This window comes from Pseudoxanthomonas winnipegensis (assembly GCF_004283755.1).
Taxonomy (GTDB): Bacteria; Pseudomonadota; Gammaproteobacteria; order Xanthomonadales; family Xanthomonadaceae; genus Pseudoxanthomonas_A; species Pseudoxanthomonas_A winnipegensis.
The window spans coordinates 341,871-359,629 of sequence record NZ_SHMH01000001.1 but is presented as its reverse complement, the minus strand read 5'-3'; the positions used below and the strand labels follow the sequence as shown (position 1 = coordinate 359,629).

The 17,759-nt window shown below is 70.0% G+C and carries 16 protein-coding genes; 11 read left to right on the top strand and 5 right to left on the bottom strand.

From position 1 onward, the window contains the following. Positions 1-170 precede the first annotated feature (170 nt). Together EAT51_RS01650 and EAT51_RS01645 are read left to right on the top strand one after the other, a co-directional pair. Positions 171-3,347, top strand: coding sequence for a TonB-dependent receptor (locus EAT51_RS01650; protein WP_130515659.1), 3,177 nt, complete (start codon positions 171-173; stop codon positions 3,345-3,347). 126 nt (positions 3,348-3,473) lie between these two features. Continuing rightward, complete coding sequence (locus EAT51_RS01645) at positions 3,474-4,730, top strand: dipeptidase (protein ID WP_130561303.1); 1,257 nt, start codon at positions 3,474-3,476, stop codon at positions 4,728-4,730. Positions 4,731-4,742: 12 nt separating this feature from the next. Here EAT51_RS01645 and thiE read toward each other — a convergent pair whose 3' ends face one another. Beyond that, entirely contained in the window at positions 4,743-5,366 is a 624-nt protein-coding gene (thiE, locus tag EAT51_RS01640; RefSeq protein WP_130515661.1) for a thiamine phosphate synthase, read from the bottom strand. Between the two features lie 64 nt (positions 5,367-5,430). On the opposite strand from thiE, the gene EAT51_RS01635 reads away from it, so the two are divergent. From EAT51_RS01635 to hemC, 5 genes are all read left to right on the top strand, one after another. After that, on the top strand, positions 5,431-5,622 hold the full coding sequence (locus EAT51_RS01635) for a rubredoxin (RefSeq protein WP_130515663.1): 192 nt from the start codon (positions 5,431-5,433) through the stop codon (positions 5,620-5,622). Positions 5,623-5,664: 42 nt separating this feature from the next. Further along, positions 5,665-6,333 (top strand): alpha/beta hydrolase, encoded by a 669-nt coding sequence (locus tag EAT51_RS01630; protein WP_130515665.1) that lies wholly within the window; start codon positions 5,665-5,667, stop codon positions 6,331-6,333. 3 nt (positions 6,334-6,336) lie between these two features. Further along, a complete protein-coding gene (locus tag EAT51_RS01625; RefSeq protein ID WP_205953479.1) occupies positions 6,337-7,389 on the top strand; it encodes a sensor histidine kinase in 1,053 nt (350 codons plus the stop codon). Positions 7,390-7,396: 7 nt separating this feature from the next. After that, on the top strand, positions 7,397-8,137 hold the full coding sequence (locus EAT51_RS01620; RefSeq protein ID WP_205953480.1) for a LytR/AlgR family response regulator transcription factor: 741 nt from the start codon (positions 7,397-7,399) through the stop codon (positions 8,135-8,137). 187 nt (positions 8,138-8,324) lie between these two features. Then, positions 8,325-9,245: a hydroxymethylbilane synthase gene (gene hemC / locus EAT51_RS01615; RefSeq protein WP_130515667.1), complete on the top strand. Its 921-nt coding sequence runs from the start codon at positions 8,325-8,327 to the stop codon at positions 9,243-9,245. A 365-nt stretch (positions 9,246-9,610) separates the two neighbouring features. Here the strand turns inward: hemC and EAT51_RS01610 are convergent, their stop codons facing one another. Continuing rightward, positions 9,611-10,363: a DUF481 domain-containing protein gene (locus EAT51_RS01610; RefSeq protein WP_130561187.1), complete on the bottom strand. Its 753-nt coding sequence runs from the start codon at positions 10,361-10,363 to the stop codon at positions 9,611-9,613. A 161-nt stretch (positions 10,364-10,524) separates the two neighbouring features. Then, positions 10,525-11,139, bottom strand: coding sequence for a hypothetical protein (locus EAT51_RS01605; RefSeq protein ID WP_130515671.1), 615 nt, complete (start codon positions 11,137-11,139; stop codon positions 10,525-10,527). 121 nt (positions 11,140-11,260) lie between these two features. Between EAT51_RS01605 and EAT51_RS01600 the strand changes: the two genes are divergently transcribed. Together EAT51_RS01600 and EAT51_RS01595 are read left to right on the top strand one after the other, a co-directional pair. Continuing rightward, a complete protein-coding gene (locus tag EAT51_RS01600) occupies positions 11,261-12,244 on the top strand; it encodes a helix-turn-helix transcriptional regulator (RefSeq protein WP_130515673.1) in 984 nt (327 codons plus the stop codon). 271 nt (positions 12,245-12,515) lie between these two features. Then, positions 12,516-13,475: a Nudix family hydrolase gene (locus tag EAT51_RS01595; RefSeq protein WP_228257781.1), complete on the top strand. Its 960-nt coding sequence runs from the start codon at positions 12,516-12,518 to the stop codon at positions 13,473-13,475. A gap of 16 nt (positions 13,476-13,491) precedes the next feature. On the opposite strand, the gene coaE is transcribed toward EAT51_RS01595, so the two are convergent. Both coaE and EAT51_RS01585 read right to left on the bottom strand, forming a co-directional pair. Continuing rightward, positions 13,492-14,103: a dephospho-CoA kinase gene (gene coaE / locus EAT51_RS01590; protein WP_130515677.1), complete on the bottom strand. Its 612-nt coding sequence runs from the start codon at positions 14,101-14,103 to the stop codon at positions 13,492-13,494. Between the two features lie 147 nt (positions 14,104-14,250). Next, positions 14,251-14,694 (bottom strand): methyltransferase family protein, encoded by a 444-nt coding sequence (locus tag EAT51_RS01585; protein WP_228257798.1) that lies wholly within the window; start codon positions 14,692-14,694, stop codon positions 14,251-14,253. Between the two features lie 159 nt (positions 14,695-14,853). Here EAT51_RS01585 and EAT51_RS01580 point away from each other — a divergent pair, with 159 nt between their 5' ends. Together EAT51_RS01580 and EAT51_RS01575 are read left to right on the top strand one after the other, a co-directional pair. Further along, the gene (locus tag EAT51_RS01580) at positions 14,854-15,873 is read left to right on the top strand and encodes an MBL fold metallo-hydrolase (RefSeq protein ID WP_130515681.1); all 1,020 of its coding nucleotides are present in this window, start codon (positions 14,854-14,856) and stop codon (positions 15,871-15,873) included. Between the two features lie 523 nt (positions 15,874-16,396). Beyond that, positions 16,397-17,698 carry an NCS2 family permease gene (locus EAT51_RS01575; protein WP_130515683.1) on the top strand — a complete coding sequence of 434 codons (1,302 nt, stop codon included), beginning with the start codon at positions 16,397-16,399 and terminating at the stop codon, positions 17,696-17,698. The last annotated feature ends 61 nt before the right edge of the window (positions 17,699-17,759 follow it).

Genomic DNA, 17,759 nt, shown 5'->3' with positions numbered 1-17,759 from the left:
CCAGGTCGTGTCGGCGCATAGCATCGGCCGACACACAGTGGCCTGCATAAGGTCATGGCGAAGCATCATTCGCCATCTGCGGCATGCAGCTCCCACTGTGTAAGACGCAGCGCCACATGGGGGTGGCGCTGTGTATCGACCACAGTTCCACTCGGGGAAAACACCAACATATGAAGCGCATCCTCCGCCGCAGCGCCCTGGCGCTCGCATTGACGCTGGCTGCAGGCAGCACCTATGCCCAGTCCACCACCGGCCGCATCTTCGGTACCGTCCAGGGCGCAGAGACCGGCGACACGGTTCTGGTCCAGAGCGGCAGCGGCTTCTCGCGCGAAGTGCCGGTCGAAGGCGGCCGCTACGCGCTGGGCAGCCTGCCGCTGGGCAGCTACACCGTCACCCTCAAGCACGCCGGCCAGACGGTCGACACGCGCGAGAACGTCAGCATCCTGGTCGGCGCGGGCACCGAAGTCGGCCTGTCGGCCGGTGGCGGCGGTGCGGCCACCACACTGGGCTCGGTCAAGGTCTCGGCGATGAGCCTGTCGCCGATCGACGTGTCCAGCGTCGACACGCGCACGGTGGTCACCGCCGAGCAGCTGCAGCAGCTGCCGCTGGGCCGCAACGCCGAGGCCATCGCGCTGCTGGCGCCGGGCGTGGTGGTCAACAGCGGCGGCTTCGACAACGGCCCGCTGGGCGGCTCGCTGCCGAGCTTCGGCGGTTCGGCCGCGTCGGAGAACGCGTACTACCTCAACGGCTTCAACACCACCTCGACCGCCAACAATCTGGGCGGCCTGACGCTGCCGTACGGCGCGATCGACCAGCAGGAAGTCATCGTCGGTGGCTACGGCGCCCAGTACGGCCGCTCCAACGGCGGCGTGATCAGCCAGATCGGCAAGAGTGGCACCAACGAATGGAAGTTCGGCGCCTCGGCGGTGTTCGAGCCCGAGGCCTTCAAGGCCAGCCAGAAGGACATCTACTGGCGTCCTGACAGCCAGAGCTCCACGGTCAACAACACCGCCTACCGCTATGCGCGTGCGGCCAACGGCCTGTACCAGCCGCTGAGCGAGACCAAGGCGACCTCGGAGACCTACAGCGCCTACGTCGGCGGCCCGATCATCCAGGACAAGCTGTTCTTCTTCCTCGCCGGCGAGCGCGTCAACTCGCACGGCACCCGCATCCTCAGCAACCGCGACGCCGACAACGGCAATGTCGGCGGCCTGACCGAGTACGAGTACCAGCAGAACCGCCTGTACGGCAAGGTGAACTGGTACATCACCGACAACCACCTGCTGGAACTGACCGGCGCCAGCGACAAGTACAAGACCAACGGCGACATCTATCGCTACAACTACATCACCCGCACCAAGGGCGCGTTCTACAACAAGGAAAACACCAACGAGGCCGGTCCGCGCCTGTACCTGGCCAAGTACACGGGCTATTTCGGCGACAACGTCACCGTCAGCGCGCTGTACGGTCAGATGAACACGCCCGACGAGATCAGCTACTACAACTACGATCCGGGCAAGGGTCCGGTGATCAACAGCGTCGCGCTGCAGAATCCGGCCTACAACGGCGGCACCCCGATCGTCGGCGCGCAGAAGCAGACCTCGATCACCGCGCCGGACCGTGAGTACGAGAAGCGCAACCTGCGCCTGAGCGTGGAATGGCGCATCGGCGATCACGCGATCACCGCCGGCGTCGACAACCAGAAGCTGCAGGCCACCAACATCGGTACCTACGCCTCCGGCCCCGGCTATGCCTGGACCTACGGCCGGACCAACGATCCCTATGGCCTGCAGACCGGCGGCCTGATCAGCCAGTCCGCCAACGAGGCGGGTGGCAAGGGTGCGCCGAGCCCGGGCCTGGTCGATCCGACCTATGGCGCGTCGGGTTACTACGTGACCAAGGACACCACCACCGGCCTGAACTCCTACGACGCCGACCAGAAGGCCTACTACCTGGAAGACAAGTGGCAGGTCACTGACAACGTGCTGCTGAGCCTGGGCCTGCGCAAGGACGAGTTCACCAACTACGTGCCGATCAGCCACGTGCCCTACATCAGCGTCGACGCCTGGTCGCCGCGCGTGGGCTTCAGCTGGGACGTGCACGGCGATTCGAGCCTGAAGGTCTTCGGTAACGTCGGCCGCTATTACCTGGGTCTGCCGCTGTCGGCCGTGGGCCTGTTCACCGCCAATGTGTCCAAGAACGAGTACTTCACCTACAGCGGCATCAACCCCGACGGCACGCCGATCATTTCCAAGTCGCTGGGTCCGGCCGTGTCGGCCAACTCGCGCTTCGGTCGCGCCTCGGACCCGAGTGCCGCGGTGGTCAAGGACATCAAGGGCGAGAACCAGGACGAGGCCATCCTGGGCTTCAGCCAGGATCTGAGCATCGGCTGGACCTATGGCGTGCGCGCCATCTACCGCCGCCTCAACGACGCCATCGACGACCAGAACTTCGACACCGACAACCGCGGCCTGGTGCAGTCCGCCGCCGCCCAGGGCGTCGCGGTCGACTGGACCCGCACCGCCGGTGCCGAGCTGATCAACCCGGGCAAGACCAATGTCTGGAACGTCTACGACACCAGCGGCAACCTGCGCCAGGTGACGGTGACGCGTCAGGCGGCCGGCTTCCCCGAGCTCAAGCGCGACTACGGTGCGCTGGAGTTCAACCTGGAGCGTCCGTTCGACGGCAAGTGGTACACCAAGATGAACTACGTCTGGTCCCACAGCTATGGCACCACCGAGGGTCAGCTGCGTTCGGATCTGTTCCGCTCCGGCGGCGCGCTGGGCAGCTATCAGGGCCAGGCTTCGGTGTCCACGACGCAGAGCTGGGATCACGCGGCGCTGATGGAGCACGTCAACGGCGATCAGTCCAACGATCACCGTCACCAGATCAAGATGTACGGCTATTACCAGATGACCGAGGAGTGGGGCGTCTCGGGTAACCTGAGCATGATCTCCGGCGCGCCGAAGCACTGCCTGGGCAACTATTACGGCACGGCCTATACCGGCACCGACCCGGCCGGTTACGGCGGCAGCTCGGTCACCGGTGGTCCCTACCACTACTGCTACAACCCCGCGACCGGCAAGGGCGAGCCTTCGCCTCCCGGCTCGCACGGGCGCCTGCCGTGGGTCAACCAGTTCGACCTGGGCCTGACCTGGAAGCCGGTGTTCGCCGACGGCAAGCTGGCCGTGAGCCTGAACGTGTTCAACCTGCTCAACGCGCAGAAGGCGATCACGGTCTATCCGTTCTCGCAGCTGCCCGATGGTTCGGTCAACCCGCTGTACGGCCAGAACGTGGTCTACCAGACTCCGCGCTACGCCCGTCTGACCGCCAGCTACGATTGGTAAGCCGCTGTCGCGTCCGCCCCGGTCTTCGGGGCGGACGCATGGGGACATCGAGTGGATCACGGCGCCGCGGCACGTCCGCGGCGTCGTCTTGTTCGAAAGCACAATGAGGAGTGGGTCATGGGTGTCATGAAGAAGAAGTTGCTGGTCGCCGCGCTGCTGGCGTGCACGGGTCTGTCCGGCCAGGCGCTGGCCAAGGATGTGGTGGTGTCGGAGAAGGCGCGCGCGCTGCAGGCCAGCGCGATCAATCTGGATACGCATCTGGACACGCCGGCGCTGTTCGGCCAGCCGGGCTGGAAGATCACCGACCGGCATTCCTTCCAGGGCGACGGCAGCCAGATCGACTATCCGCGCATGGTCGAAGGCGGGCTGGACGGCGGCTTCTGGGTGGTCTACACCGGCCAGGGTCCGCTGGATGAGATGAGCAAGCTCAAGGCGCGCGATTTCGGCCTCAAGCGGCTGGGCGAGATCCGCGAGATGGTCGCGGCCAACCCCGACAAGTTCGCGCTGGCCACCGTGGCCGGCGACGCGGCGCGGATCAAGGCCGAGGGCAAGAAGTCGGTCTACATCAGCATGGAGAACGCCTATCCGCTCTCGCACGATCCCACGCTGCTGAGCTACTACTACAAGGCCGGCCTGCGCATGCTCTCGCTGGTGCACGGCAGCCACAACGACTTCGCCGACTCGGCCGGCACCGCGCCGGGCGCGGTGACCGCGCGCGAGGGCCTGACCGACAAGGGCCGGCAGATGATCGTCGAGGCCAACAAGCTCGGCATCATCCTGGACCACTCGCACGCCTCGCCGGAGGTGTTCGACCAGATGATCGCCCTGTCCAAGGCGCCGATCATCCTGTCCCACAGCGGCGCGTGGGACGTCTACCCGCATCCGCGCAACCTGGACGACAAGCGCCTGAAGGTGCTGGCCGCGCATGGCGGCGTGATCCAGGTGAATTCGCTGGGCGGCTACCTCATCGACACCGGCGCCACGCCGGAATATCGCGCCGAGCTCGGCAAGATCTACCAGTCCTTCGGCGGTCGGCGCGGGCTCGATGCGGACGCGCGCAAGCAGGCGATGGCGCAGATCGCCGCGCTGGACGCCAAGTACAACATCAAGAAGGCCAACTTCGACGATTACACGCGCCACCTGCTGCACATCATCGAGGTGGCCGGCTGGCAGCACGTCGGCCTGGGCGCGGACTGGGATGGCGGCGGTGGCGTGGCCGGCTACGAGGACATCACCGCCCTGCCCAAGGTGGTGCAGGCGCTGCTGGACGCCGGCTACAAGGACGACCAGGTCCGCGCCATCCTCGGCGGCAATACCGTGCGCCTGATCGAGACGGTGCAGTCGCTGGCCGACCCGGCCGCGGTCAAGGCCGCGCTGGATTAAGCGAGCCGGCCCCTAGTCGAACAAGGCCCGCAGCGCGCGGGCGGTGGCCACCGGATCGGGCGCATCGAACACGCCGCCGATCGCCGCCACCAGGTCGGCGCCGGCGGCGATGATCGGCCCGGCGTTGGCGGGCGTCAGCCCGCCGATCGCCACGCGCGGCACGCCCAGGCCGGCGGTGGCGTCGAACACCGCGGTGGTCGCCCGGTGCGGGCCGGGCTTGCTGCGGCTGGCGAAGAAGGCGCCGAAGCTGACGTAGCTGGCGCCTTCTTCCACGGCCTCGTAGGCCAGCGCCGGTTGGTCGTAGCACGAGGCGCCAAGCAGCGCGTCGGGGCCGAGGGTGGCGCGCAGCTCGGCCAGCGGCGTGGTGGCGTCCTCGCGATGCAGGCCGGCCGCGCCGAGCTCGAGCGCCAGCGCGGCATCGTCGTTGATGATCAGCGGCACGCCTGCGGCCTGACACAGCGGCAGCAGGGCGGCGGCCTGGCGCGCGCGCTGGGCATCGCCCACCGACTTGTTGCGGTACTGCAGCCAGGTGACCGCGCCGCTGTCCAGCAGCGGTCGCACGCGCGCCAGCAGCTGCGCGTCATCGTTGAGATCGGGCGTGAGCAGGTACAGGCCACGGGGCAGGGAAGCAGGCATGGCGACTCCGGTGTGCAGGGGGCCTGTGTGACAATGGGGCACCCCTAGGACCTGCGATTATCCGATGCCCGAGCCCGATGCCACCACCTACCGCAACTGGATGTGCGTGGTCTGTGGATTCATCTACCGCGAAGCCGACGGCCTGCCCGAGGAAGGCATCGCGCCGGGCACGCGCTGGGAGGACGTGCCGGACACCTGGACCTGCCCCGACTGCGGGGTGACCAAGGACGACTTCGAAATGGTCGAGCTGGACTGAGCCTCCGGCGCCCGCGTCGTCGCCCCTGACACGAGAATCCCCATGACCGAACTCCTCGACGCCGTCGAACTGCAGACCGGCCCCCAGCCGACCTGGAGCGTGCTGTGGCTGCATGGCCTGGGCGCCGACGGCAACGATTTCGCGCCGATCGTGCCCGAGCTGGTGCGTCCGGGCTGGCCGGCGCTGCGCTTCGTGTTCCCGCATGCGCCGGTGCGGCCGGTCACGATCAACAACGGCCTCCGCATGCGCGCCTGGTACGACATCGCCGGCGTGGATTTCGCCACGCGGGCCGATGCCGCCGGCGTGGAACAGTCCATCGGCCAGGTCGAGGCGCTGCTGGCGCGCGAGGGCGAACGTGGCATCGCGCCGTCCAACGTGCTGCTGGCCGGGTTCTCGCAGGGCGGGGCGATCACCCTGGCCGCCGGCGTGCGCCGCCGCGTGCCGCTGGCGGGCCTGATCGCGCTGTCCACCTATCTGCCCGGCGCGGACCAGCTGGCCGACTTCGCCAGCGAGGCCGCCAAGGCCCAGCCGATCTTCATGGGCCATGGCACCTCCGACCCGGTGGTGCTGCCGGCCTTCGGCCAGCGCAGCGCGCAGGCGCTGAAGGCCGCCGGCTTCCAGGTGGACTGGCACGACTATCCGATGGCGCATTCGGTCAGTGCCGAGGAAGTGCGCGACCTCGGCGACTGGATGTCGCGGCGCTTCGCCTGACACATGACCACCACGCCCGCCGCGCAGGGCTGGTTGCCCGAACTGTGCACGCTGCCGCGGCTGACGATCATCCTGGGCTTGGCCGAGCTGGTGGTCGTGGTGCTGGCGCTGGCGCCGGATCGCACGGGCAAGTGGAGCGTGGAGCACTTCGCCTCGATCAGCGCCTTCGCGCTGTGGCAGGCGATCGCGGCGACCGCCCTGCTGTGCCTGCTGCGCCCGCAGCTGAGCCGCCTGCCGCCGCGCCTGGGCGCCGTGGCGGCGCTGGCGCTGGCCGGCGCGGTGGGACTGCTGTCGGCCAGCGCGTTGTTCGTGCTGTATTCCACCATCGGCCTGCCCGAGGGCGCGCCGGCGGTGGGCTTCTGGCGCTTCAGCCTGAGCAGCGCGGCGATGGTGATGCTGATCGGCGCGCTGGCGCTGCGCTACTTCTATGTCAGCGATCGCTGGGCGGCGCAGGTGCAGGCCAGCGCGCGTGCCGAGGCCGACGCGCTGCAGGCGCGGATCCGCCCGCACTTCCTCTTCAACAGCATGAATCTCATCGCCGGCCTGCTGCACAGCGCGCCGCAGGTGGCCGAGCGCGCGGTGCTGGATCTGTCCGACCTGTTCCGCGCGGCCTTGGGCGCGGGCGAGGACAACTCCACCCTGGCCCAGGAAGTGGAGCTGGCCGAGCAGTATCTGTCGATCGAATCGCTGCGCCTCGGCGAGCGCCTGACGGTGCGCTGGGAGCGTGCCGAGCCGCTGCCCTGGGACCTGGTGCTGCCTCGCCTGGTGCTGCAGCCGATGGTGGAGAACGCGGTGCTGCACGGCATCTCGCGCCTGCCGCAGGGCGGCACCATCGACATCGCCCTGGCGGTGGAGCACAAGACGCTGCGCATCGTCGTGCGCAACCCGGCGCCCGAGCCGGGCAGCGTGCCGGTACCGGCGGTGGGGCGCGGCGCCGGCCACGCCCAGTGGAATATCGCCCACCGGCTGGCGTATCGCTTCGGCGCCGGGGCGCGGGTGACGGGCTTCTGGGCGCAAGGCTACTATGCCTGCGAACTCGCCCTTCCCCTGGCCTGAGGTGCGCATGCCCCTGACGGTGGTGATCGCAGACGACGAACCGCTGGCCCGCGAGCGCCTGCGCACGCTGTTGGCCGAGCAGCCCGGCACCGAAGTGGTGGCCGAGGTCGGCGATGGGCTGGCCGCGCTGCAGGCGGTGGCCGAACTGCGCCCCGATCTGGTGCTGCTGGACATCTCCATGCCCGGGGTCGATGGGCTGGAAGCGGCGCGTCATCTGGCAGCGTTCGATCCGCGGCCGGCCGTGGTGTTCTGCACCGCCTACGACGCGCATGCGCTGTCGGCGTTCGAGGCCGCGGCGATCGATTATCTGATGAAGCCGGTGCGCGCCGAACGCCTGGCCTCGGCGCTGGAACGCGCGCGAACCTTCGCCGCCGGCCGCAGCACCGCGCCGGCGCCCAGCGCGGCCCAGCGCCAGGCGCGCACGCACCTGTGCGCGCGCCTGCGCGGCAGCCTGCGGCTGATCCCGCTGGACGACATCCACTACCTGCAGGCCGAGGAGAAGTACGTGGTGGTGCACCACGCGCGCGGCGAGGACCTGATCGAGGAGTCGCTCAAGTCGCTGGAGGAGGAGTTCGCCAGCCGTTTCGTGCGCATCCACCGCAACTGCCTGGTCGCCCGCCACGAGCTGATGGAACTGCGCCGGGTCGACGACGGCAAGGTGCAGGCCGTGCTGCGCCATGCGCCCGCGCCGCTGGAAGTCAGCCGCCGCTGCGTGCCCGCCCTGCGCGAGACGGTCAAGACACTCTAGGGGCTGGGATCGGCGGGGCAGGGAAAAGTAATCCGCTTGTGCTCGTCATTCCAAGGGTCGCGGAAATGACGGTACGAAAGTCACCCTAAGCTCCCCAATCCCCAATCCCCAATCCCCAATCCCCAATCCCCAATCCCCAATCCCCAATCCCCAATCCCCAATCCCCACTTGCGGCGATAATGCCCGCATGAGATCGCTGCGCATCGCCACCCGCAAGAGCGCGCTCGCCCTATGGCAGAGCGAGTATGTCGCCCACCAGCTGCGCCTGGCCCATCCGGGCCTGGAGGTCGAGCTGGTGCCGATGAGCACGCGCGGCGACGAGGTGCTGGACCGCTCGCTGGCGGCGATCGGCGGCAAGGGCCTATTCCTCAAGGAACTGGAGCTGGCCATGCTCGATGGCCGCGCCGACTGCGCGGTGCATTCGCTCAAGGACGTGCCGATGGAGCTGGAGGGACCGTTCGTGCTGCCGGCCATCCTGGAGCGCGCCGATCCGGCCGATGCCTTCGTCTCCAATGCCTATCGGCGGCTGGATGCGCTGCCGCATGGCGCGCGTGTGGGCACCTCCTCGCTGCGGCGTCAGGCGCAGCTGCGCGCGCTGCGGCCGGATCTGGAGCTGGTCGACCTGCGCGGCAACGTCAACACCCGCCTGGCCCGGCTGGACGCCGGCAGCTACGACGCCATCATCCTGGCCTGCGCCGGCCTGCAGCGGTTGGGTTTCGATGCGCGCATCGCCACGCGCCTGGCCGCACCGCAGTGGCTGCCGGCACCGGCGCAGGGCGCCATCGCGGTGGAATGCCGCAGCGATGCGCCGCAGGTGCTGGCGCTGTTCGCCGCCCTGGACCACCTGCCCACGCGCCGCTGCGTGGAAGCCGAGCGCGCCATGAACCGCGCCCTGCACGGCAGCTGCCACGTGCCGGTCGGCGCGTTCGCCGAGGAAACCGCCAGCGGCATGCGCCTGCGTGGCCTGGTGGGCTCGGCGCAGGCCGGCACGCTGGTGCACGCGGAGGCTTCCTCGCCCGATCTGACGCCCGAGAACCTGGGCCATCAGGTCGCCCAGGCGCTGCTGGCCAACGGCGCCGATGCGCTGCTGGCCGAGCTGGAAGTCTGAGGCACCAGATCGCTTGCCGGTGGCAGGTCGAACCCTGCGCGGCGTCGACGACCGGCAGCATCATTGTTCGAGAACGACGGACTGCGTCGTCCCTTCAGCACGCCCAGCAGACATCGTCGTTCCCGCGAAAGCGGGAACCCAAGGACGTTGCGGGACCTGCATGGGAGTCCATCGATCCCCGCGTTCGCCGGGATGGCGGGCTTTGAGTTGGCAGTGCTAGTCCGCGAGCAAACGTCTAAGTGTCGGTCCCGCGTTCGCGGGAATGACGGGAGGGGTGTCCCGCGTCTTCGATGCACTCGGGCTTCAACGCAAAAAGCCCCCGCCGTGTCGCCACGGCGAGGGCTTTGATCGCGCAGGCGCGCGGCTTACTTGAAGTTGTAGACGATGTTGACCGTGGTCAGGTTGTCGGTCTTCTTGGTGTCCGGATCGACCTCGGTGTTGTGGCGCGTCTCCAGCCCGGCCTTGAGCGCCAGGCGTTCGGACATGGCCACCTGCAGGCCGAACAGGTTCTTGATGAAGGTGTTGTCGCTGCCCGACTCGACCAGCAGGGTGTCCACCAGCGAGGTGGTCGAGGTCAGCTTGTAGCCGTAGTCGATCATGCCGCGGCCGATGGTCTCGTTGTGGTGCACCTGCACGCCCTGGTCCTTGGACCAGCGGTAACCCGGACCGATCTCGAAGGTCAGGTGCTGGGTGTCGTTCTTGATCGCCTCGTAGCCGTAACCGACGGCGGTGGTCCACTGGTACTCGTAGCTGGTGTAGTGGTCGCGCTCGTTGCGCACCGAGCCCCAGATATAGCTGCGCTCGCTCAGGCGGCGGCCGCTGGTGCCGAACAGTTCGTAGCGGCGCGCGGTCTCCTCGCCTTCGTCCTTGGCGTACTGGCCGGCCACGCCGAAGGCGTGCTTCCAGGTGTCGTCGCTGTAGGCGAGGTTGGCCTTGCCGACGAAGGTCTCGTTGTCGGTGTTGCCCTTCGAGATGGCCAGGCCCAGTTCGCCGTTGCCGGTCCAGCCGGTGTTGTTGTCGATCTTGGCCAGGCTGGGCGTGTCGACCAGATTACCGGCCAGGGCGGGCAGCGGCGCTGCCACGGCGAGCAACAGGGCGCAGGGAAGGCGTCGGAACATGAGGAATCTCCGTGGGGTGGGGGACGCGGGGATAGCAAAAAGGCCGGTGATCCCCGGCCTTCGGCGCGAAAGTGTCTTTTCGCAACGTTGAATGTCAACGTAATGCGCCCGCTTGCCGTCGTCGTCTCCAGACGCTAGGCGAGTTCGATATGGCGACGCCCTCAGGGCGTGGAGACGGGCGTGTCGATGACGATGGTCGGGTCGTTGAAGCGGCTGTAGCGCACGGTCATGGTATAGGGCTGCTGCTGGGACAGGCCGCTGTGGCGCAGCTGCAGCGGCAGGCCCTCCGGTCCGATCCAGTAGGTGAACTGCACCGGCGCCTGCGCCGGGCCATTGGTCACCTCGTACTGCCGCGCCTGCACGCCGTCGATCTGGCTGATGCCGGCCTCGCGCACGCGCAGCTGGCCGCGGCTCTCGTGCACGCGCATCGGATCGCGCCACTGCGCCACCATGCCTTCCGGCAGCTGCAGCTTCTCGGTGCGGCCCTGCGACTGCAGATAGAGCACGTTGCCGACGATCACCTGGGTGCCGATGGGCATCTGCAGGCGGTAGCGGTCGGGGGCGACGAAGTCCAGCGTGTCGCGGGTCTCGCGCGCGCCCTGCAGGTGCATCTCGGCATGGAAGCTGCGCGCGTCCTGGAAGGCCTGCATCGACGCGGTGACCCGTTCGAGCGGCGTGCCGGCCGCCGTGGCGGGCGGGGGGCTGGCCGGTGGCGAGGAGGGGCTGCAGGCGGCCAGCAGCAGGCAGGCCAGGGCGGGGACGGCGGGGCGGTGCATGGGGCGAACGGACTCCGGCGGCGGGCAGGGCGGGAACCCGTCCCGCGGGCGCAAGACTGCGCGCGGGCGGCTGAAGCGCACCTGCGTCTTCTTGATGCCATGCTCGGCCATAATCGGGCGCATGGACAAGATCGAACGCATCACCGCGCTGCATCGCATCCTCAAGGGCGCGCGCTACCCGGTCACCGTCAAGCGCCTGCAGGACGAGCTGGGGTGCTCGCGCGCCACCGTCTACCGCGACCTGGCCTATCTGCGCGATGCGCTGATGGCGCCGGTGGAGGGCGACGGCGAGGCCGGCTTCCGCTATGCGGCCGGGCAGAGCGACCGCTTCGAGCTGCCGGGCCTGTGGCTCAGCTCGGACGAGCTCTACGCGCTGGTCGCCTCGCAGCAGCTGCTGCTGCGCACCGGCGGCGGCGTGCTGGCCGGCGCGCTGGCGCCGCTGCAGAAGCGCCTGGAGGGCCTGCTGGCCGACCACGCCGGCGCCCAGCGCTGGCCGGTCGAACGCGTGCGGGTGATCCCGCATCGCGGCCGGCGCCTGGACGAGGCCGCGTTCCGCTGCGTGGCCAGCACCGTGCTGGAGCGGCGCCAGCTGAGCTTCGAATACCGCGCCCGCTCCACCGACGAGCGCACCCGCCGCGTGGTCTCGCCCCAGCGCATCACCCACTACCGCGACAACTGGTACCTGGACGCCTGGGACCACGGCCGCGAGGCGCTGCGCAGTTTCGCGGTGGACCGTATCAGCAACGCCCGCGCGCTGGACGAGGCCGCGATGGAGATGGGCAAGGACGAACTTAGCCAGCACCTGGCCTCCAGCTACGGCATCTTCTCCGGCGAGCCCAAGGGCTGGGCGACGATCGTGTTCAGCCCCAAGGCGGCGCGCTGGGTCGCGGACGAGCAGTGGCATGCGCGCCAGGAGGGGCGCTTCCTGCCCGATGGCCGCTACGAGTTGAAGGTGCCCTACAGCGCCTCGCGCGAGCTGCTGATGGACGTGCTGCACTACGGCTCGGACGCGGAGATCGTCGCCCCGCCGGTGCTGCGCGAGCAGGCCAAGGCCCTGCTCGAACTGGCCCTGTCCAACTACGAGCGCGTGCCTGACAAGCACTGAGCGGTTGTGGGAACAGCTGTCTCCTCCAATCCAGTCGCGGACTCCCTGTAGAGCGGAGCAAGCTCCGCTCTACAGGTGGGGCCGCCTTTGTGGCCCTTGGGCAACGGCGGCGAGGGCTTTACCGGGAGAACCCCATCGCCTCCATGGCGGCTCCCACGGGCGCTCGTCCGGTACCATGGTGGCGTTCCCGCATGATCGGTGCGGTGGCCGCGCGGTTGGCGGCTGCCGGGTCCGAGTGCGCACCTTCCCCTCTGACGATCCCGCACTGCCCGTGTCCACCACCGAGCCCGCACCGCTGCGCTTCATCCATGTCGTGGCCGCCGCCATCACCGATGCGCGCGGCCGCCTGCTGCTGGCCCGGCGCGGCGACGGCCGCGATCTGGCCGGGCTGTGGGAGTTCCCCGGCGGCAAGCGCGAGCCGGGCGAATCCACCGAGGAGACGCTGGTGCGCGAGCTGCAGGAGGAGCTGGGCATCACCGTGCAGGTCGGCGCGCCGATCATGCGGGTGCCGCACCTGTATCCGGACAAGCGCCTGCTGCTGGACGTGCGCCGGGTGACCACCTGGAAGGGCGTGCCGCGCGGCATGGAGGGCCAGGCGCTGGCCTGGGTGGCGCAGGACAAGCTGCAGCGCTATCCGATGCCGGCGGCCGACAAGCCCGTGGTGGCGGTGCTGCAGCAGCCCGACCGGTACCTGATCACGCCCGAACCGGGCGCGGACTCCGCGGCCTGGCTGGCGGGCCTGGAGGCCGCGCTGGCCGGCGGCGTGCGCCGCGTGCGGCTGCGCGCGCGCAGCCTGGAGGGCGACGCGGGCTGGCCGCCGCTGGCCGCCACCGCGGTGGCGCTGTGCCGCGATGCCGGCGCCGAGGTGCTGCTGGAGGGCGCGGCCAAGCTGGCGCGCGATCTGGGCGTAGGCCTGCACCTGCGCACCGAGCAGCTGATGCGCATCGAGGCGCGCCCGGTCGCGGCCGGCGTGGGCCTGGCCGCCTCGTGCCGGTCGGCCGAGCACCTGCGCCGCGCCGAGGCGCTGGGCTGCGACTTCGTCACCCTGGGCCCGGTGCGCGGCACCGACACCCAGCCCGCGCTGGGCTGGGACGCCTTCGCCGCCCTGCGCGAGATCGTGTCGCTGCCGATCTACGCCACCGGTGGGCTGGGGGTGGATGACATGGCCCAGGCGCGCCAGCATGGCGCGCAGGGTATCGCCGCGCTCCGCGGGCTGTGGCCTTCGGGCTGAGGTCCTTGTGCGGCGCTCAGGCGCCGGCGAGCAGGCGGTAACGCGCGTCCAGCTCGGCCACGGCCTGGTCGATCTCTTCCAGGCTGCCGTCGTTGCGCACGATGTCGTCGGCGATGGCCAGGCGCTGGGCGTCGCTGGCCTGCGCCTGGATCATGCGCTGGGCCAGCGCCTGGTCGATGCCATCGCGCGCCAGCAGCCGCGCCATGCGCACTTCCAGCGGCGCGGTGACCACGCAGATGCGCTGCAGCCACGGATAGCGCTCGCGCCCGCCGCCTTCGGCCAGCAGCGGGATCATCGCCACCGCATACGGGCTGGCGGCGGCGCGGCACTGCGCCTCCAGCGCCGCGCGCACGGCCGGATGGACGATGGCCTCCAGCGCCTGGCGCGCGTTTTCGTCCTCGAACACGCGCCGGCGCATCGCCGCGCGGTCCAGCCCGGCCTGCGCATCGAGCACGTCCGCGCCGAAGTGCGCCACGATGGCGGCCAGCGCCGGTGTGCCGGGCTCGACCACCTCGCGCGCGATGCGGTCGGCGTCGGCCACGACGATGCCGCGCGCCAGGAAGGCGCGCTCCAGCGCGCTCTTGCCCGAGGCAATGCCGCCGGTGAGGCCGATGCAGGTCTGGCTCATGACCGCATTATCCACGCGTCCCTGCCACGGTAGAGCGGAGCTTGCTCCGCTGCGCTTCGCTCGGTTCGTGGGAAAGGCTCCAGCCGAGCTTGCTCCGCTGCGCTTCGTCCGGTTCGTGAGCAAGGCCCCAGCGGAGCAAGCTCCGCTCTACAGCCAGCGGCGTACGCGGGCGCAGTAGCGCGCGTAGGCGGGGCCGAACTCGGCGCGCAGGCGGGCTTCCTCGAACGGGATCACCACCTGCCGCAGCGCCAGCCACGGCAGCGGCAGCAGGACCAGCGCCCAGGGCACGACCAGATAACCGGCCAGGCCGATGTAGCTGGCCAGCAGGCTGACGTACATCGGGTTGCGGGTCAGGCGGTACGGGCCGCGCTCCACCAGGGACGAGGGCTGGCTGGAGGGCAGGATGGTGGTGCGGCGCGTGGCGAACAGCGCGAAGCACCACAGCGCCAGGCCCAGCGCGGCCAGGGCCAGCAGCGAGCCGGCCCATTGCATCGCCAGCAGCGCGCCGCCCTGCGGCAGCGGCAGGGCCAGCATGCGCTGGGCCAGCGCGGCGAGGCCGAAGGCGAGCAGGAAATGCACCGGCGCGGTCAGGCGGACCAGCAGCGGGGTGTTCGACAGGCGCGCAGCGCCTTCCAGGGTGTGTTCTTCCAGCACGCCGCGTGATCGTCCTTGGGTCCGGGGCGACATCTTAGCCCGCGGCCTGCGGGAAAGCGCCCGTAGACTGGCCGCCCCACCTGCCAGGGTTCGCCGATGTCCATCGCCCGTCTTCGTACGCTCTTCCGCATTGGCCTGCTGGCGCTGGTACTGCCGGCCAGCCTCGCGCTGGCCGCGCCGAAGGACGCGGGATTCGAGCTGGTGGCGCTTGGGGTCGAGGGCGGGCTGGACGAGGGCAACCTGTCGTCCTACCTGATCCGCGCCCAGGCCGACACGCGCTATCTGGCGCTGGATGCCGGCACCGTGCTGCCGGGCATCGCGCAGGCGCTGCGGCAGGGCGCGTTCGCCGATGTGCGGCCGGCCGACGGGCTCACCCCGCAGGGGCAGGTGCTGCGCAACCTGATCGCCGGCACCTTCATCAGCCATGCGCATCTGGACCATGTCGGCGGGTTGCTGATCGCGGCCACCGACGATGCCGGCCGCAAGCCGATCTACGGGCTGGCGCCGACGCTGGAGACGCTCAGCGCCGACTACTTCAACTGGCAGGCCTGGCCCAACTTCGCCGACCGCGGGCCGGCGCCGGCGCTGGGCCGCTATGTGCTGACCGAAGTCGTGCCGGGGCAGTGGTTCGACGTGCCCGGGACCTCGCTGTCGGCCTGCGCCTATCCGCTGTGGCACGACCGGCTGACCTCGACGATGCTGCTGGTGCGCAGCGGCGATGCGTACTTCGCCTACTTCGGCGATACCGGGCCCGACGCGCTGTCCGGCGGCCAGCATCGGCTGGCGGACATCTGGCAGGTGCTGGCGCCGCTGGTGCGCCGGCACGCGCTCAAGGGGCTGCTGATCGAGGCCTCGTTCCCGGACGATGTGCCCGATGCGCAGCTGTTCGGCCATCTCACCCCCGCCTGGCTGCTGCGCGAGCTGGACGCGCTGGCCGCCGCGACCGGCGGCACCGCGCCGCTGAAGGGCCTGCCGGTGCTGGTGGGCCACATCAAGCCGAGCCTGGTGCAGGGGCGCGATCCGCGCGCGCTGGTGAAGATCGAGCTGGAGGCGGGCAACCGCCAGGGGGTCGCGTTCGTGCTGCCGGTCCAGGGGCAGGTGCTGCGGCTGCCTTGAGGGGGGCAGGGGGAGCGGCCGCCGAGCGATACGGGGGCGAGCCCCAAAAGCGACCCCTCCCCAGCCCTCCCCATCGCTGCGCGAAAGGGAGGGGGCCGATCCTGCGGCGTGGAAGCAGAAGGGGAAGGCGCAAAAAACGTTCTACCGTCATTCCCGCGAACGCGGGAATCCAGGGACTTTCGCTGGAGGGGCGAGAGGGCCGACCTCCGCCCCTCGCGGCAAGGCGACCCCGCGCGCCGCTCGAAATAAGGCGGAAATGTCGCCTATCGGTCACACACCGTGACTTTCGACGGCTTGCAAATCCGTAAGTTCCGTGTGAAAAGATCGTGTTGCTCTGCAGCATCGCCTGGCCGTCCGCGCGCCGGGTCCGGCGCGGGAATCCGCCCGTGCCGTGATCCGCGCCGTGCAGCGCCCGCGCCGCGATGCCGCCCAAGCCGCACCCCTTCGCCACCGGACCGCTCATGCCCCGATTGCAGCCCGCCGCCATTGCCTCGTCGCCCGCGCCCGCACGGAGCGCCCGCCGGTGAGGGGCCGCGGCTTCGATCTGGCCGGCAACGGCAGCTCGGTGCGCACCGAGCTGCTGGCAGGGGCGACGACCTTCCTGACGATGGCCTACATCGTCTTCGTCAACCCGGACATCCTGGGCGCGGCCGGCATGGACAAGGGCGCGGTGTTCGTCGCCACCTGTCTGGCCGCGGCGCTGGGGTCGGCGCTGATGGGGCTGCTGGCCAACTGGCCAATCGGCCTGGCGCCGGGCATGGGGCTCAACGCCTTCTTCGCCTTCACCGTGGTCGGCACGATGGGCTATCCCTGGCCACAGGCGCTGGGGCTGGTGTTCCTGTCCGGCTGCCTGTTCGTGCTGCTGACCCTGACCGGCGCGCGGCGCTGGCTAGTCGACGGCATCCCGCTGTCGCTGCGCAGCGGCATCGCCGCGGGCATCGGCCTGTTTTTGGCCTTCATCGGCCTGCAGGGCGCGGGCCTGGTGGTGGACAGCCCGGCCACGCTGGTGACCCTGGGCGATCTGCACAAGGCCGAGCCGCTGCTGGCTCTGGCCGGGCTGGTGCTGATCGGCATCCTGGACGCGCTGCGAGTGCGCGGGGCGATCCTGATCGGCATCCTGGCGGTGACCGCCGCCGGCCTGGCGCTGGGCAAGGTGCACTACGCCGGGCTGCTGGCCTGGCCGCCGAGCCTGGCGCCGACCTTCCTCAAACTCGATATCGCCGGCGCGCTGACCCAGCACGGCGGCGTGGCCGCGCTGCTGCATGTGCTGCTGGTGTTCCTGCTGGTGGAGATGTTCGACGCCACCGGCACGCTGGCCGGCGTGGCCCAGCGCGCCGGGCTGCTGGATCGCCCGGACCAGCGCCAGCGCTTCGATCGCGCGCTGGTGGCCGACAGCACCGCGATCCTGGCCGGCTCGCTGCTGGGCACCTCCAGCACCACCGCCTACGTGGAAAGCGCGGCCGGCGTGCAGGCCGGCGGCCGCACCGGCCTGACCGCGCTGACGGTGGCCGCGCTGTTCCTGCTGGCGCTGCTGTTCTCGCCGCTGGCCGCGATGGTGCCGGCCTATGCGACCGCGCCGGCGCTGATCTACGTGGCCGGGCTGATGCTGCGCGAGCTGGTCCATCTGGACTGGAGCGATGTCACCGAGGCCATGCCGGCCAGCCTGGCGGCGCTGGGCATGCCGTTCACCTATTCCATCGCCAACGGCCTGGCGCTGGGCTTCGTCAGCTATGCGCTGCTCAAGCTCGGCACCGGCCGCTGGCGCGGCGTGCACGTGGCGACCTGGGTGGTGGCGGCGCTGTTCGTGCTGCGTTACGCGCTGTAGCGCGACGCGGGCGGTGAGGGTTTCGCAAGACGTTTTGGCAAGGGGAGTCGTGCACGTGGTG

What these genes read in the sequence shown, in the direction of transcription:
- EAT51_RS01650 (WP_130515659.1), top strand. Translation starts at nt 171, where the DNA reads ATGAAGCGCATCCTCCGCCGCAGCGCCCTGGCGCTCGCATTGACGCTG.
- EAT51_RS01645 (WP_130561303.1), top strand. Translation starts at nt 3,474, where the DNA reads ATGAAGAAGAAGTTGCTGGTCGCCGCGCTGCTGGCGTGCACGGGTCTG.
- thiE (WP_130515661.1), bottom strand. Translation starts at nt 5,366, where the DNA reads ATGCCTGCTTCCCTGCCCCGTGGCCTGTACCTGCTCACGCCCGATCTC.
- EAT51_RS01635 (WP_130515663.1), top strand. Translation starts at nt 5,431, where the DNA reads ATGCCCGAGCCCGATGCCACCACCTACCGCAACTGGATGTGCGTGGTC.
- EAT51_RS01630 (WP_130515665.1), top strand. Translation starts at nt 5,665, where the DNA reads ATGACCGAACTCCTCGACGCCGTCGAACTGCAGACCGGCCCCCAGCCG.
- EAT51_RS01625 (WP_205953479.1), top strand. Translation starts at nt 6,337, where the DNA reads ATGACCACCACGCCCGCCGCGCAGGGCTGGTTGCCCGAACTGTGCACG.
- EAT51_RS01620 (WP_205953480.1), top strand. Translation starts at nt 7,397, where the DNA reads ATGCCCCTGACGGTGGTGATCGCAGACGACGAACCGCTGGCCCGCGAG.
- hemC (WP_130515667.1), top strand. Translation starts at nt 8,325, where the DNA reads ATGAGATCGCTGCGCATCGCCACCCGCAAGAGCGCGCTCGCCCTATGG.
- EAT51_RS01610 (WP_130561187.1), bottom strand. Translation starts at nt 10,363, where the DNA reads ATGTTCCGACGCCTTCCCTGCGCCCTGTTGCTCGCCGTGGCAGCGCCG.
- EAT51_RS01605 (WP_130515671.1), bottom strand. Translation starts at nt 11,139, where the DNA reads ATGCACCGCCCCGCCGTCCCCGCCCTGGCCTGCCTGCTGCTGGCCGCC.
- EAT51_RS01600 (WP_130515673.1), top strand. Translation starts at nt 11,261, where the DNA reads ATGGACAAGATCGAACGCATCACCGCGCTGCATCGCATCCTCAAGGGC.
- coaE (WP_130515677.1), bottom strand. Translation starts at nt 14,103, where the DNA reads ATGAGCCAGACCTGCATCGGCCTCACCGGCGGCATTGCCTCGGGCAAG.
- EAT51_RS01580 (WP_130515681.1), top strand. Translation starts at nt 14,854, where the DNA reads ATGTCCATCGCCCGTCTTCGTACGCTCTTCCGCATTGGCCTGCTGGCG.